Raw genomic sequence first — 13,495 nt, 5'->3', positions numbered from 1 at the left:
ACAATCTCTTATCCCGCGTTTCTATACCTATCCAATATCTGGCGATCACTTGTCTTTTCTACCGGCCAAATTCTGGCAGATTTTTTCAGAAAAACCCTTGACAAATCCCCGCCCTTGACAGATACTTATATATAGAATGGAAATCCGTGCCTGCCTGCGACCCCTCTTTTTTCAGGTTAAATAAGCGTCAAGAAAATAAAAACCTGATACCTGACCACTACTAAAGACTTATACGAACAGGACTATCTTGCTTGGTTAGAAGAAACGGCCAAACAACTGCGACAAAGACATACAGATGTATTGGATTGGGGAACCAACAGAGACAAAAATTATTATTATTAGTTGTAAATTTCATTATGACTAGGCTCAATGTAATCGCTGTTATCTTGTTGATTAAACTTTAAAATTGTCATTGCTTGGGATAGGAACACCAAGGGCGATCGCTTACAATAGGGGGCAAACTTTTAGAAAGCAACCTTTATTACTATTCTTACTCATGCCCACTCTATCAAGCTTCTATGGAATAAAAATCACCATGAACTATAACGATCACAATCCGCCTCCTATCCATGCCGAGTATCAAGATTATGAAGCGGTTATAATGATTCACACAGGTGAAGTTTGTGGTCAAATGCCCAAAAGAGGACTAAATTTAATATGGGAGTGGCTTGATCTACATCAATCTGAACTATTGGAGAACTGGGAAAATGCGCGTCAAAGAAAACCTCTTAACAGAATCGATCCCCTTCCCTAAAAAGGAGCTATTTCTTCACGTTATCTGTGTGGAATATCTGGATAAGTATCAATTAAAGCTAACCTTTAATAATGGAATAGAAGGGATTGTAGATTTAGAAAAAGAATTGTATGGAGAAATCTTTGAACCCTTAAAAGATCAAAGCTTATTTCAAAAAGTATATGTAAATAGTCGGACAATAGAATGGCCAAACGGAGCAGACTTTGCCCCTGAATTTTTATTTGAAATTGCTCTCGACAAGCAACCAGTTAGTATGGTCGGTGATCGTGTAGGGTGCGTTAATGAAATGTAACGCACCAAATTAATTGTTATTCACCGTAATCATCTGATTTTTGCGATGTTTATTAATGCGATCTCATATTACCGTCTTCATAGTGCGGGATTTGTTGTACAATAGGTAAATGAAGATTTTAGGGGTAATCAAAATGTTAAGTATTGATACTATTAATGAAAATATTGCTCAATCTTCTTTGCCTTCATTACAAGAAATTGCTAAACTTTCTCTATCAGAAAGACATAAACTTTTACGTCCTCTTATTCAAGAAATGGCTGAAGATGTCAATAATGATCCTGAACTAGATTTCTTTTCAGAAATTGAGGGAGAAGGATTAGAAAACGATGACGATTAACCCAAAACGAGGCGAAATCTGGCAAGTTAACCTTGAGCCAACCATCGGACAAGAAATTAGGAAAAAACGTCCTGTTGTTGTTATTAGTTCAGATTTATATAGTCCGATTGCTTTAAGAATTGTGATTCCATTAACAACTTGGCAAAATAAATTTGTTAATCGTCCTTTTATGGTCAAAATTGTGCAAGATAAAATCAACGGCTTAAATCAAGATTCTGCGGGGAATGTTTTACAGATTCGTAGCCTATCAACGCAACGATTTATCGATAAAATTGGAGTTGTTTCCAATCAAGTTATGGGAGAATTATTGGCAGGTTTAATCATTAGTATTGATTATTCCATAGATAATTAAATAGTGCGATCGCTGTCATCTTGTTGATTAAACTTGAAAATTGCGATCGCTTTAGCTTTTGAAAGTGCGGTCTGCTTCGCAGTGCCTTCGGCAACGCTGATTTTTTAGAAAGCTTGATGGTGATATAATTTAAATAAAGACTGCGTAAAAAAGGAAAAAACAGCCGTGAGTCAAACAGAAATTACAGATTCTTTGCTAACTAGCACAGGTTTCTATAACCTCTTTCAAACCTTACCACTAGAAATCCGACAAGGCTTTCTACAACTTTTATTTCAAAATAATTCCTCTGAATTAGAAGACTTTATCCTTTATTTAGCTTGTGAAGATTCTCGAAAAGAAGGATTTTTATCTGAATTAGAGTCTCAATCTCTCTTGGAGAGTTTGCCTCAATGAAATATCAAATTGCCAAACGCTTCAAAAAAGATTTAGATAAAATTAACGACCAAAAAATTCTTGCAAAAGTTAGAAAATGTATTGAAGCAATTGGAAATTCTCAATCACTATCCGAAATACCCGATCTTGAAGCACTAAAAGGCTTCTCAGGATATTATCGCATTAAATTTGACTACAGCTATCGTATTGGAATTTTTTGGGATGGCGAAGTTATCGAAATTCTCAAAATAGAGAGTCGAGAAGGATTTTACAAAAATTTCCCGTAGAAATTTAGACGATCGCAGTAACTTGACAATTGGCCAAAAAGCAGTTACAATGTTTATATCGTGATCGGCTATCGAACTTAGGTTGGCACGCAGTAACCCACAATGAGGTGATCATTTCCCATAGTTGGGTTGCGTTCCTTAACCCAACCTACGAGATACCAAACTACCGATAGGGAATATCTGAGGAAAAAAGTCTTTCTCGAAACTAAGATCAATATTCTTTAACACTCGAAAGTCAGGAACCTGAACCCGTAGTAACCGCATTGTTAAAACTCCTGTAATCCTATCCTCTTGCTCATCTGCTTACCGCAGCTCACGGGGAAAAGTGAAACAATCTCTTATCCCGCGTTTCTACACCTATCCAATATCTGGCGATCACTTGTCTTTTCTACTGGTCAAATTCCAGCAGATTTTTTCCCAAAAAACCCTTGACAAATCTCCGCACTTGACAGATTCTTATATATAGAATGGGAATCCGTGCCTGCCTGCGAACCCTCTTTTTTCAGGTCAAATAAGCGTCAAAAAAATAAAAACCTGATAACCGATCCCTAACTACCTATAAGCTTTTCAACCAATCACTAATCAACCGGTTAACCTCTGTGGGAATTTCATCGTGGGGACAATGACCAGCAGTGAGATAATATTCTGTCAGAGAAGGATAGTATTGACGGAATTTGGCCCCGCGTTCCCTAGTATTCATCCAAGGGTCCCCTTCACCCCATAACATCAACAGGGGACAACTTAACTTTTGCAGGAGAATATCCACATTTTCCCCCCGGGGAGATTTAAACACAGAAGCAAAAACTTTGGCTGCTCCCGCATCCAGGGAAGGACGACGGATATCTTCTATTAACTGCTCAGTAATGGCACTGCGATCGAGATATACTTTCTCTAGGGTTTTGCGGATAGTTTTTGGTTGACGGGTATAGAGAAATAAGAGATAACTGGCCCAAGGTTGCAGCAAGATCGATCGCAGTAATTTTTGTGCTAAGTTAGGCTGACGATTGCTTTCTGTATCGCTAAAGGGACCTGCGCTATTGAGGAGAATTAATCCCCGAACATTCTCAGAGTGATTAGCAGCCACACAGAGAGAAGCGTAACCCCCCAGAGAATTACCCGCTAAAACCGTCGGTTGGCCCACAACTTCCTTGATAAAATCTTTTAATTGTTGCTGCCAAAGACTGCCACTATAGACCAGATCCGGTTTAGCTGATCTACCAAATCCTAACAGATCGATCGCCCATACCTCCCATTCTGAGGCTAAACCTTGCAGATTTTTTCGCCAATGGTCGGTAGAAGCGCCAAAACCGTGGACTAATAGTAATGGGGGTTTTCCCGCAACTCTAGTACCCGCTTGCACATAGTGTATAGAATTTCCTTGCCATTGCCAATTTTGCCTTGTCGTCAGAGCAGCTGTATTCATCTGCTGTTTTGTTAAGTAATGTGAATAATTCTTAGTCTAACCGATTGAGAAACTGGAGACAAAGCTAGAGATTTTTGACCAAACCCCTTGACTGAAAACGGGACTTGACATATACTTATATGTATAATGGGAATCCGTGCCTGCCTGCAAACCCTTCATTTTTGGGCAAATAATCCTAAAAAACACTCTTACAAAAAAATCTTGAGCGAACCCATAACCCAGAGAATTACTCCTGAATCACTGGGACAGTTTTTTCCTAATTCCGATAATAGCTATGAAGATTTTGACGATTTTACGGGGATTAATCGACGAAAATCCCTTAAGTCAGGCGGATCTAGAAGATTTACTAGAGATCGAATCCTTAAATTTTAGGGAGACTAACCCTCTCATCCTACAGGAAAGGGCGGAACTATTAACGATTCTCTGGCCGCGAGTCTGGCAAAAATGTCAGGAGTTAGGGATAAATCAGCCAAATCAGATTTTGATCAGCTGTTGGCGCTTCTGGATTCCCTGGGCGCTAGAGCTACGCAACCACGCAAAACCGTTGATTCAAGGCATTTTAGCTCCCCAAGGCACGGGAAAGACCACCATAACATCTATAATGTCGATTATTTTAGCCTATTTTGATTTAAAAGTAAATAATCTCTCTTTAGATGATATTTATAAGACCTATAATGAGCGAATAAAATTGCGTCAAAAGGATAAAAGATTGCGCTGGCGTGGTCCACCGGGTACTCATGATATAGAATTAGGAATTAAAGTTTTAGAACAGGTTTGTCAGCAGGAAAGTCCGATTTTAATCCCGCGTTTTGACAAGTCCCTGCATCGAGGACAAGGAGATAGAATTGCACCGGAACAAGTGGAACGAGTCGATATTCTTTTTTTCGAGGGTTGGTTTGTGGGCATGAATCCAATAGAGGAAACAGTCTTTGATCATGCCCCCGATCCGATTAATAGCGAAGAAGACCGACAATTCGCCAGGGATAATAATCAAAGATTGCGAGAATATCTACCCCTCTGGTCAAAAATCGATCGCTTACTGATTCTTTATCCCCTTGACTACCGTTACAGTTTACAATGGCGACAGGCGGCCGAAACAAAAGGAGGTATGAACCCATCAGAAATCGAGGAATTTGTCAAGTATTTTTGGAAAAGTTTACATCCGCAATTATTTCTCCCACCCCTGCTCAAACAAGCAGAGCTAGTGGTAGAAATTAATCAGGATCATAGTCTGGGAAAAATCAGTTATCAGTGAGCAGTAATCAGTGAAAAGAAAGCTCCGAACTTGTCACTTAACACTATTGACTGAAAACTCACATCTGATAACTGGTAACTGATAACTGATAACTGATAACTGATAAAGCTTATGATTGAAGTGGAACATCTGAGTAAAATTTATGGTTCGACCACGGCAATTAGTGACGTGGATTTTACCGTAGAAAAAGGAGAAATACTCGGTTTCTTGGGACCCAATGGAGCCGGAAAAACCACCACTATGAGGATTTTATCCGGTTATATTCCTGCCACAACAGGAACAGCAAGGATAGCAGGATACGATGTACATCAACAATCCTTAGAAGTGCGTCGTCGCATTGGTTATCTTCCCGAAAATCCCCCCTTGTATCCAGAGATGACCGTAGAAAGTTTTCTGGATTTTGTCGCACGGATCAAAGGTATCTCATCGGGGGATAGAAAAGCGCGGGTAGATTTAGTTTTAAGCAAATGTCAGTTACTAGAAAAAAGAAAAGTTATTATCCGCAAGTTGTCCAAGGGTTATAAACAGCGTGTGGGAATTGCCCAAGCGATCGTACACGATCCACCGGTAATTATTTTAGATGAACCGACAGTAGGATTGGATCCGAAACAGATTATCGAGGTGAGAAATCTGATTAAAAGTTTAGCGGGAGAACATACAATTATTCTCTCCACTCATATTTTGCCAGAAGTGAGTATTACCTGCGATCGAGCGACAATTATTAATCGGGGTCGCATCGTAGCCAATAATATTACTACCGCTACCCCTGCTGGTTCCAGTTATGAAATTGAGATCGAAGGTGATAGGGATTCCCTGCTAGAAATCCTGCAACAAATGCCCCAAGTCGAACAAGCGGCAAAAGTCGGCGATAACCTGCTCAAAATTGTTGGTCAAGCGGGAACAAACCTGGGGGCAGAACTTGCTAGAATAGTTGTCAACAATGGTTATAACCTATTAGAAATGCGTCGCACCCGTAAAACCCTAGAAGATATCTTTCTGGAAGTAATCGGCAGCGGGGAAAGTAACCAGCAAGAGGAGAGACATGATCAATAATATCTGGGCGATTTTTCGCAAGGAATTTCAAAGCTATTTTACCGCCGCCAATGCCTATATAATTATGGGGATATTTTGGTTAGTAGCAGGATTTTTCTTTAACTCCCTTCTCTACGGCATTATTCTCGATATTGGTATTCAGGAACAATCGGGATTTCTGGTAGCCAGAGATACGGTGTCTGAATTTATGACCACTTTCATAGGCATGATTTTATCCTCTTTATTGTTGGTAATTTTGCCAGCCCTGTCTATGGGATTATACGCAGAGGAAAAAAAACAGGGAACCCTAGAACTTTTAGCCACTTCCCCCCTGACTAATTGGAGTATAGCCATCGGTAAATTATTGGGAGTGCTGGCCTTTTTTACCGTGATGATTACCCCCTTTTGGATTTATGAAATAGTAGTTTTTAGTGCCGCAGTTCCCCCGGTGAATATAGCCAGTATTTTACTAGCTCATCTAGGATTAATTTTACTGGCAGCGGCCATCCTAGCCATCGGGATGTTTATATCTTCCCTCACCAATAGTTCTATCCTTGCTTACATCATCACCTTTATCACCATCTTATTTATCTGGATACTGGATGTAATTGCTAACAATGCCGAAACCTTCTTTCGAGATCGTATCGGAGGAGAAGTGGGAGAACAGATCGGATTTTTCCTGAAAGAATTGCTCTCCCATCTATCTTGGTATCAACCCTTTAACAATTTCGTGCGGGGAATTTTTGACAGTAGTAGTTTAGTCATCCTGCTCAGTTATATTCTGCTGGGAATCTTCCTAACTACTCAAGCGATCGAAGCAGACCGTTATCAAAGAAACTAACTATGAGATACTGGCAAAAATACAGTAAATTTCTCTATATACCCGCCCTCTTTCTGGGTAGTGCCGGCTTAACCGTGGGGTTAATCTCCGGTCAATGGTCATCCCTCTCTCTGGGGTTATTAATTGCTGGGGCTATTCTGATTCTAGGGTGGCTGTTGTTATTAGTAATCACTCACAAAGACTTTTGGCAAAAAAGAAGTACCCGCACCGGCACTCAAACCCTCATTACTACTATTATTGTCCTCAGCGTTATCGGTTTAATTAACTTTCTCGCCCTCCGTTATCCCTATCGAGTTGATTTAACCGAAAACCAAATCTTTAGTTTATCCCCCCAAACCGAAAGACTATTAACCAATCTGTCAAAACCAGTCAAAGTCTGGATTTTTTCAACCCGGGGAATCAGTAGCAATGAACAGGAACTTTTAGCCAATTATCAACGCAAAAATCCCCAATTTCAGTACGAGATAGTTAACCCGGAGAAAAAACCCAATATTGTCCAAGAATTTAAAAAACTAGCTGATGATAATCTGTCCAGAGTCTATCTACAGTATGGTGACAAAAAACAACCCCTAAAAACTATTAGTGAACAGGAAAGTCTCACGGAAGCGAAACTGAGTAATGCCATCGAAACCGCTAAAACCAATCGCACTTTAACCGCTTATTTTCTGCAAGGTCATGGAGAAAATGCCATCAAAGAACCTCAAGGAGGTTTAGGACAAGCAGTCAAGAGTTTAGAAGCAAAAGGTTATCAAGTAGAACCACTTAATCTAGTGGAACGTTCCACCATTCCCAATAATGCCGATGTCATTATTATTGCCAGTCCCAAAAGAAAAATATTTCCCCAGGAAGTCACCGCTTTAAAAAACTATCTCAATCAAGGGGGCAAAATTTTATTACTGATTGACCCCCAAACCGAAACCGGATTAGAACCCTTATTAACCCCTTGGGGTGTGAAACTAGATAATCGAATTATTATTGATGCTTCCGGTGCGGGGGAAATCATCGGTTTAGGTCCGGCTAGTCCCATTATTACCAATTACGGTAATCATCCGATTACTCGCGATTTTGCTAACGGTATTTCTATCTTTCCCTTTGCTCGTCCCATCGCTACCGTTCCCATCGAAGGAATTGAAGCCGTATCTTTAATGATTACTAATGATAAAATGTGGGCTGAGAGTGATTTAAATGATCAGAATCTCCAGTTTAACCCTGAAAAAGATTTAGCTGGCCCCTTTGATCTAGGAGTTGCTCTAACGGGAAAAAAAGGTAAATTAATCGTGATTGGTAATGCCAGCTTTGCCAGCGATGGACTATTTGAACAACAGTTAAACGGAGATATATTTTTAAATTCTGTGCAGTGGTTAGCCAGTGGTGAAACAGCCACCTTATCTATCCGGGCTAAGGAACCAGAAAATAGAAGAATTAATTTAAATCCCCTGCAAGCTAACGCTATTTTTTGGATAGGGATGGTAGTGATGCCTTTAGTGGGATTTACCCTAGCTGGATTGACTTGGTGGCAACGTCGTTAATCGAGTTATAATCTAGAAAAATCATCTCTCTTATTTACCCTAACTGCCATGACCACAACCCAAACTATCCCGGAATTGTTGACTTTTGATGACTATATCAACCAATATCCCGATGATGGACAACAATACGAATTAATCGCAGGAAAATTATTGGCCATGATGCGACCGATCGGAAAACACGAAGAAATTGGCGGATTTGTTTCTGGAACCCTATTCTTAGAGATAAATCGGCAGCAATTGCCCTATTTTATCCCCAATACTGCCGCTGTAAAACCCCTTCGCCCCCATACAGGTTATCTACCCGATATTATTGTCTTAGACAGAGAAAATCTAGTTAATGATCCCTATTGGGAAACCGCTTCCTCAATTTCTCTGGCAACATCAGCTAAATTAATTATTGAAATTGTCAGTTCCAATTGGCGAGATGATTATCTGAAAAAATTCGACGACTACGAACAATTAGGAATTCCCGAATATTGGATTATCGATTATTTAGCTAAAGGTTCGGCCCGATATATCGGCAGCCCCAAAGAACCCACCATTTCTATCTATCAATTAATCGATGGAGAATATCAAAGTAATTTATTTAAACAGGATCAACGTCTTATTTCAGGGGTTTTTCCAGAGTTAAACCTCACTGCTAATCAAATTTTTCATGCTAGAGCTTAAAGAAAAACCCGTATTTTTAGATTAGACTTATGGTAAGAATAAAAAATTGTCCTGAGAGTCAGGAGTCAGGAGCTTATAATAGAAAATAACTCAAGATCGGAGAAATCAATCTAATGTTTGCCACAATAGAAGATAAACAAGCCCTTTCCCTCGAAGTATTTCTTGCCCTTCCAGAAACTAAGCCTGCTAGGGAATATTATCATGGAATTGTCACTCAAAAACCTATGCCCAAAGGAAAACACAGCATCTTACAATTTGAGTTAGCCTCTGCCATTAATCAACAGACTAAACCTCAAAAATTAGCTTATGCTCTACCTGAATTGCGTTGTACTTTTGCAGAACGTTCAATTGTGCCAGATATTGCGGTGATTCGTTGGGAGAATTTGCCAAGAGATCTAGATGGAGAAATGGCCGATCAATTTTTACGTTATCCCGATTGGATTATTGAAATTATGTCTCCTGAACAATCTGTTACCTTAGGGATGGAAAAGATTATTTTCTGTTTACAACAAGGAACAGAATTAGGTTGGTTGATTGATCCTTCAGCAAAGTCAGTCACCGTTTTTCAAACAGGATTACCGAAAGTACATATTGCAACTGAAGGAAATAATGAGTCTTTAGCAGTGATTAAAGGTTTAGAACGTTGGTCAATATCAGCAGTGGATATTTTTGCTTGGCTAAAGGTTTAATTTGTTCTGTCAGCATCGTTTGGTTTATCAGTTTATTCCAGAAGAGTAAAGTTATCAAAGTTATAGGGATGTGGACTCATTATGAATAACCCCTCTTATTTATTTTATACTAAATCCGTTGAGTATGGGCTACATATCAGGACAGGCAAAAGGCAATAGGCAAAAGGCAATAGGGAGAATAAATAATCAGTTTTTAATAACCAGATTTAGTATTACACTGGTAACATTAATGATTGATTTGGATTGTAAAAATAAATTCCCTAAAATAAGCTCCCTCAAGATAACATGAAGGGGCATTTATGGTATTTTTAGAAGCAATTTAGCCTATTTTTGTAGTTTCTTTTTCAGTGGATTGGGAAAGTTCTAGTTAGCAACTGATAATAAAGCTTCTTCTATTGGCTTTGGTAACTCAATAGCATGAAACCGATTCACAGAAAAAGCGTAATCTTCACCACTTTCATCAATAACCCGAATTAGACTGTTTATTTCTGCTGTCTCATCAGGGATAACGCGGTATATTTTGCCAACTTCTAGTGAAGCTTCGTAGCCTTCATTATTGAGACAAACTGCGAACTTATTTGTTGGAGATGACTCTATTTTCATGGTCAATCTAGAAACGGTAACTTGAGCTTAAATTCTTTTTTGCCGATGCCATGAGCTTCCTACCAATGGACTTCAGCTAACCTTACTATACCATTGGGAAGCTGAACTTGGGCTATGCCCTTTAATTTTCTCCATTTACCTAATAATTCCTGTTCCTGTGGCAATAATCTCGATATTCGTGATAGCGCTGATAATCTCAAAGTCCACGATCAAGCAAGTAATCTTAAATATTGATCCCTCATTATAGCATCTATTGCCAAAAAAGAGATATAAAAAAATAAACCCCCTCAATTGACTGAATGAAGGGGCATTTATGGTATTTTAGATGCAATTTAGCCTATTTTTGTGGTTTCTTTTTCGGTGGATTGGGATGATTTTAGTTTGCGCTTCAGGGTTGAAGCTGCGCCGAGGGTGCCGAGAGCGAGGAGGCTGATGGCTGAGGTGGGTTCAGGAACCGCGGTGACTGCTGTAACCTCTGAGATTGCTATGGCATTGAAGACAGCACGGCCTACAGCGCTTGGGAACACAATCTGTTGGAAAGACGCATCAGCAGTGAAGGTTCCTACCACGCTCTCCGCAGGAAGGGTAAAGTGCGTTATGGCTGGCGTGCAATTCGTGGAAAGCTCGGTGTCACAGACGGGACGGGGCTGCGTGAGTCCTCCCGCAGCTTCTGTATGCAGCAGAATCTGGACTTGGTAGGAATTGCCTGGGGTCAGATTCGCTATCTTGACTCCAGCATTAATTCCAGACCCTGAGGCGAGTGTGCTGTCCATGAGTGTCCGGAAGTTACCGCTCCATCCTGTATTCACGGAGTTTCCAACAGTGCCGCTCGTCCATGCAATAGTCAAGCTCGACTTGTCGATAAAAACCCCCCCGCCACTCCGAAGTGCCTCGGGGTCTTCGTAGAACGTGATACCCTGCACCACGAGATCGCCTGGAGTGGTACTCGTGCTGTCGTGTGCGTTCCAAGCAAATTTGTAAGTCCCTGTAGTCAAGATTTCCTCGCCAGCCGAGTTATTGGCAATGCCTTCTACTGGCCTCCAAGTGATTGAGGCGCCCAGCGCAGGCACGGTGACCATCATGAAACCAAGAACGAGGGTAATAGTCCGTAGGATTTGCATTGTAAAGTCCTCCTCAATGAGTGCGAGTACAGATCGCTAGATCGCCTCCTTCCCAGCCAAGTCAAGCAACACCCCAAGCCAACTCCAAAGGCGAACAAAAACAAGCATACACATTACCCCCCCCATAACTGTATCAAAAGCTACAGTTTAATAAATCTTTATATTCCTCTTCCTCATGGCTTAGGCTGCTATCTGCACTACTTCCTTGTCAGCATCAGGATTTTCAGTGATTTGGGGATTTTCAGGATGGGTGATGGGTGTGGTGGCGTACGCTTGTGCTAATCTCCTTGATTTCCTCGAATCAAATAGTCAAAATTAAAGTGTTAGGCTACAGGCTACAATTGAGTGATTGAGAGTTTTCAACATAAAGGACTGAAACAGTTTTACGAAAGGGGAGAACGCAGGGGATTAAGCCCCAACATGATCCCCAAAATCGAGGAAATTCTCTCAATTTTGTCGGCAGCGGAAAGTGTAGAGGAGGCTAATATCCCTGGTTACAGATTACACCCCCTGACGGGAGAGTTAAAAGGTTTTTGGAGCGTCCGTGTTACAGGTAACTGGCGCATTGTCTTCCGATTTGAAGATGGAAACGCTCTCGACATTGACCTTGTAGATTATCATTGAGGGAAAAAACATGATGACCCTGAAAAATCCCGTACATCCGGGCAGAATTGTCAAAAGTTCGATTGAAGAGCTTGAATTGACCGTTACGGCTGCGGCAAAAATGCTGAACGTGTCACGCTCTAGACTATCTAACCTAATCAATGGCAAGGCGGGGATTTCCCCGGAAATGGCTGTGCGTTTGTCAAAGACAATCGGTAGTACCCCTGCTTTCTGGCTGCGCCTCCAGATGAATTACGATCTTGCTGAGGTTAAAAAACAGGAAGATAGAATTATTGTGAATCCGATTGGGTTACAACACCAAACAACATTGGGTTAGTGCGATCTCGAAGAGATCCGCCTTCGACGGTGCGCTGCTTCAGTAGCTGATAAACTAGGGATACCAGCTTTGATCAAGGCCTCAGCATGACTACCAACGTAGCGAAAACTCAATGGCAGTATTTAGAGAAACGTCCTCATTCCTGGCGACAGCAACTATACGTCAAAGGCAGCAAGCTGACAGCTTTCACTGTTTGGTCAGATGCGATCGCCAACAAAATGACTCCTGAAGAAGTCGCCGACAGCAAAGAATTACCCTTAGCCGCCGTTCTCGAAGCAATTGAATACTGCCAAACTCATCAAGAACTGTTGCAGCAGGAAGCAGACGCAGAACGCCGTTACCTAGAAGCGAGAGGAGTAGCCCTTGAGCCTAAAGTTACTCATTGATGAAGATGCCCAAGATAAAGTGTTGGTGAAATTGCTACGACAGGCTGGACATGAAGTGATTACAGTTAACCAAGCTGGTCTGATGAGTCAGCCAGATTTCATAGTTCTGGACTATGCTAGAAATGCCGATCGCATCCTATTGACCCTTAACTGTCGCGACTTTCAATCTCTCCATGCTGGGGATTCCCATCCTCATTCCGTGAGATATTGTGACGCAGTATGTCCCATTCGCCTTTGCCTTCTCCCTTGACTGTCCCTCAACTCGATCGCAAACTCAATTATAGCAATTCCCATAGTTGTGAGGTGCAGAGTCTTAGGTTTTGAGGAGTCAGGATTCAGGATTCAGGAGTCAGGAGTTAAGATTTTGGTGTACCTCATGAGATTGGGAAACGCTATAAACACAATTAATATCAACTAACGGGATTCAACTGACCTAATTCGACGCTCACCCCATCAAAGCGGGCGTTGCTGAATCAAGGTATGAATGACAACCTTGCACCCATCCAAAAGTTAGTTTGGGTCTAGGTTTTAAAAATCCCACAAAAGAAGATTCATATCTAAAATCAGCAACGCCTCAAAGCGATTGTCCCCAAGACGATAGGAGAGAATTTCC

General features: G+C 41.0%; 19 protein-coding genes and 1 pseudogene. 17 read left to right on the top strand and 3 right to left on the bottom strand.

Translation table 11 applies throughout. The features are described 5' to 3' along the window. Positions 1–210: 210 nt before the first annotated feature. The 7 genes and pseudogenes from GQR42_RS29465 to GQR42_RS08875 all read left to right on the top strand — a co-directional run. Positions 211–309, top strand: a pseudogene (locus tag GQR42_RS29465) (DUF29 family protein); the annotation flags it as partial. A 187-nt stretch (positions 310–496) separates the two neighbouring features. Then, positions 497–754 (top strand): DUF4160 domain-containing protein, encoded by a 258-nt coding sequence (locus GQR42_RS08900; protein ID WP_257792626.1) that lies wholly within the window; start codon positions 497–499, stop codon positions 752–754. Continuing rightward, positions 708–1,046, top strand: a complete 339-nt coding sequence (locus tag GQR42_RS08895) for a DUF2442 domain-containing protein (protein WP_158199692.1) — start codon at positions 708–710, stop codon at positions 1,044–1,046. Before GQR42_RS08900 ends, GQR42_RS08895 begins: the two co-directional genes overlap by 47 nt. Before the next feature lie 133 nt (positions 1,047–1,179). Further along, positions 1,180–1,383: a hypothetical protein gene (locus tag GQR42_RS08890; RefSeq protein ID WP_158199691.1), complete on the top strand. Its 204-nt coding sequence runs from the start codon at positions 1,180–1,182 to the stop codon at positions 1,381–1,383. Continuing rightward, positions 1,373–1,735: a type II toxin-antitoxin system PemK/MazF family toxin gene (locus GQR42_RS08885; protein ID WP_158199690.1), complete on the top strand. Its 363-nt coding sequence runs from the start codon at positions 1,373–1,375 to the stop codon at positions 1,733–1,735. Before GQR42_RS08890 ends, GQR42_RS08885 begins: the two co-directional genes overlap by 11 nt. Before the next feature lie 165 nt (positions 1,736–1,900). Then, positions 1,901–2,128, top strand: coding sequence for a hypothetical protein (locus GQR42_RS08880; protein WP_158199689.1), 228 nt, complete (start codon positions 1,901–1,903; stop codon positions 2,126–2,128). Next, positions 2,125–2,394 (top strand): type II toxin-antitoxin system RelE/ParE family toxin, encoded by a 270-nt coding sequence (locus GQR42_RS08875; protein ID WP_158199688.1) that lies wholly within the window; start codon positions 2,125–2,127, stop codon positions 2,392–2,394. The genes GQR42_RS08880 and GQR42_RS08875 overlap by 4 nt, the downstream gene beginning before the upstream one ends. Positions 2,395–2,950: 556 nt before the next feature. Here GQR42_RS08875 and GQR42_RS08870 read toward each other — a convergent pair. Then, on the bottom strand, positions 2,951–3,817 hold the full coding sequence (locus GQR42_RS08870; protein WP_158199687.1) for an alpha/beta fold hydrolase: 867 nt from the start codon (positions 3,815–3,817) through the stop codon (positions 2,951–2,953). Between the two features lie 274 nt (positions 3,818–4,091). Between GQR42_RS08870 and GQR42_RS08865 the strand changes: the two genes are divergently transcribed. The 6 genes from GQR42_RS08865 (at position 4,092) to GQR42_RS08840 (ending at position 9,832) form a co-directional block, all read left to right on the top strand. Beyond that, complete coding sequence (locus GQR42_RS08865; protein ID WP_158199686.1) at positions 4,092–5,072, top strand: ABC transporter ATP-binding protein; 981 nt, start codon at positions 4,092–4,094, stop codon at positions 5,070–5,072. A gap of 111 nt (positions 5,073–5,183) precedes the next feature. After that, on the top strand, positions 5,184–6,125 hold the full coding sequence (locus GQR42_RS08860; protein WP_158199685.1) for an ABC transporter ATP-binding protein: 942 nt from the start codon (positions 5,184–5,186) through the stop codon (positions 6,123–6,125). Next, positions 6,115–6,945 carry an ABC transporter permease gene (locus GQR42_RS08855; protein ID WP_158199684.1) on the top strand — a complete coding sequence of 277 codons (831 nt, stop codon included), beginning with the start codon at positions 6,115–6,117 and terminating at the stop codon, positions 6,943–6,945. Before GQR42_RS08860 ends, GQR42_RS08855 begins: the two co-directional genes overlap by 11 nt. Positions 6,946–6,947: 2 nt before the next feature. Then, on the top strand, positions 6,948–8,474 hold the full coding sequence (locus GQR42_RS08850) for a GldG family protein (RefSeq protein ID WP_158199683.1): 1,527 nt from the start codon (positions 6,948–6,950) through the stop codon (positions 8,472–8,474). 48 nt (positions 8,475–8,522) lie between these two features. Further along, entirely contained in the window at positions 8,523–9,143 is a 621-nt protein-coding gene (locus tag GQR42_RS08845; RefSeq protein ID WP_158199682.1) for a Uma2 family endonuclease, read from the top strand. Positions 9,144–9,256: 113 nt separating this feature from the next. Next, entirely contained in the window at positions 9,257–9,832 is a 576-nt protein-coding gene (locus GQR42_RS08840; protein WP_158199681.1) for a Uma2 family endonuclease, read from the top strand. A gap of 363 nt (positions 9,833–10,195) precedes the next feature. Here GQR42_RS08840 and GQR42_RS08835 read toward each other — a convergent pair whose 3' ends face one another. After that, positions 10,196–10,435 (bottom strand): hypothetical protein, encoded by a 240-nt coding sequence (locus tag GQR42_RS08835; protein ID WP_002751846.1) that lies wholly within the window; start codon positions 10,433–10,435, stop codon positions 10,196–10,198. A 332-nt stretch (positions 10,436–10,767) separates the two neighbouring features. Next, positions 10,768–11,556, bottom strand: coding sequence for a PEP-CTERM sorting domain-containing protein (locus GQR42_RS28560; protein ID WP_233271337.1), 789 nt, complete (start codon positions 11,554–11,556; stop codon positions 10,768–10,770). 345 nt (positions 11,557–11,901) lie between these two features. Here GQR42_RS28560 and GQR42_RS08825 point away from each other — a divergent pair, with 345 nt between their 5' ends. The 4 genes from GQR42_RS08825 to GQR42_RS08810 all read left to right on the top strand — a co-directional run bounded on the left by GQR42_RS08825 (position 11,902) and on the right by GQR42_RS08810 (position 13,132). Further along, positions 11,902–12,180: a type II toxin-antitoxin system RelE/ParE family toxin gene (locus GQR42_RS08825; RefSeq protein WP_158199680.1), complete on the top strand. Its 279-nt coding sequence runs from the start codon at positions 11,902–11,904 to the stop codon at positions 12,178–12,180. A gap of 10 nt (positions 12,181–12,190) precedes the next feature. After that, the gene (locus GQR42_RS08820) at positions 12,191–12,496 is read left to right on the top strand and encodes a HigA family addiction module antitoxin (protein ID WP_008202213.1); all 306 of its coding nucleotides are present in this window, start codon (positions 12,191–12,193) and stop codon (positions 12,494–12,496) included. A gap of 86 nt (positions 12,497–12,582) precedes the next feature. Then, positions 12,583–12,882, top strand: a complete 300-nt coding sequence (locus tag GQR42_RS08815; RefSeq protein WP_158199679.1) for a hypothetical protein — start codon at positions 12,583–12,585, stop codon at positions 12,880–12,882. Then, a complete protein-coding gene (locus GQR42_RS08810; RefSeq protein ID WP_158199678.1) occupies positions 12,860–13,132 on the top strand; it encodes a DUF5615 family PIN-like protein in 273 nt (90 codons plus the stop codon). Before GQR42_RS08815 ends, GQR42_RS08810 begins: the two co-directional genes overlap by 23 nt. Positions 13,133–13,495 lie beyond the last annotated feature (363 nt).

The sequence above is a fragment of the Microcystis aeruginosa FD4 genome, assembly GCF_009792235.1.
Classification (GTDB): Bacteria; Cyanobacteriota; Cyanobacteriia; order Cyanobacteriales; family Microcystaceae; genus Microcystis; species Microcystis viridis.
Note: the sequence above shows the minus strand (reverse complement) of the source record. Positions and strands in the feature narration are given on the sequence as shown.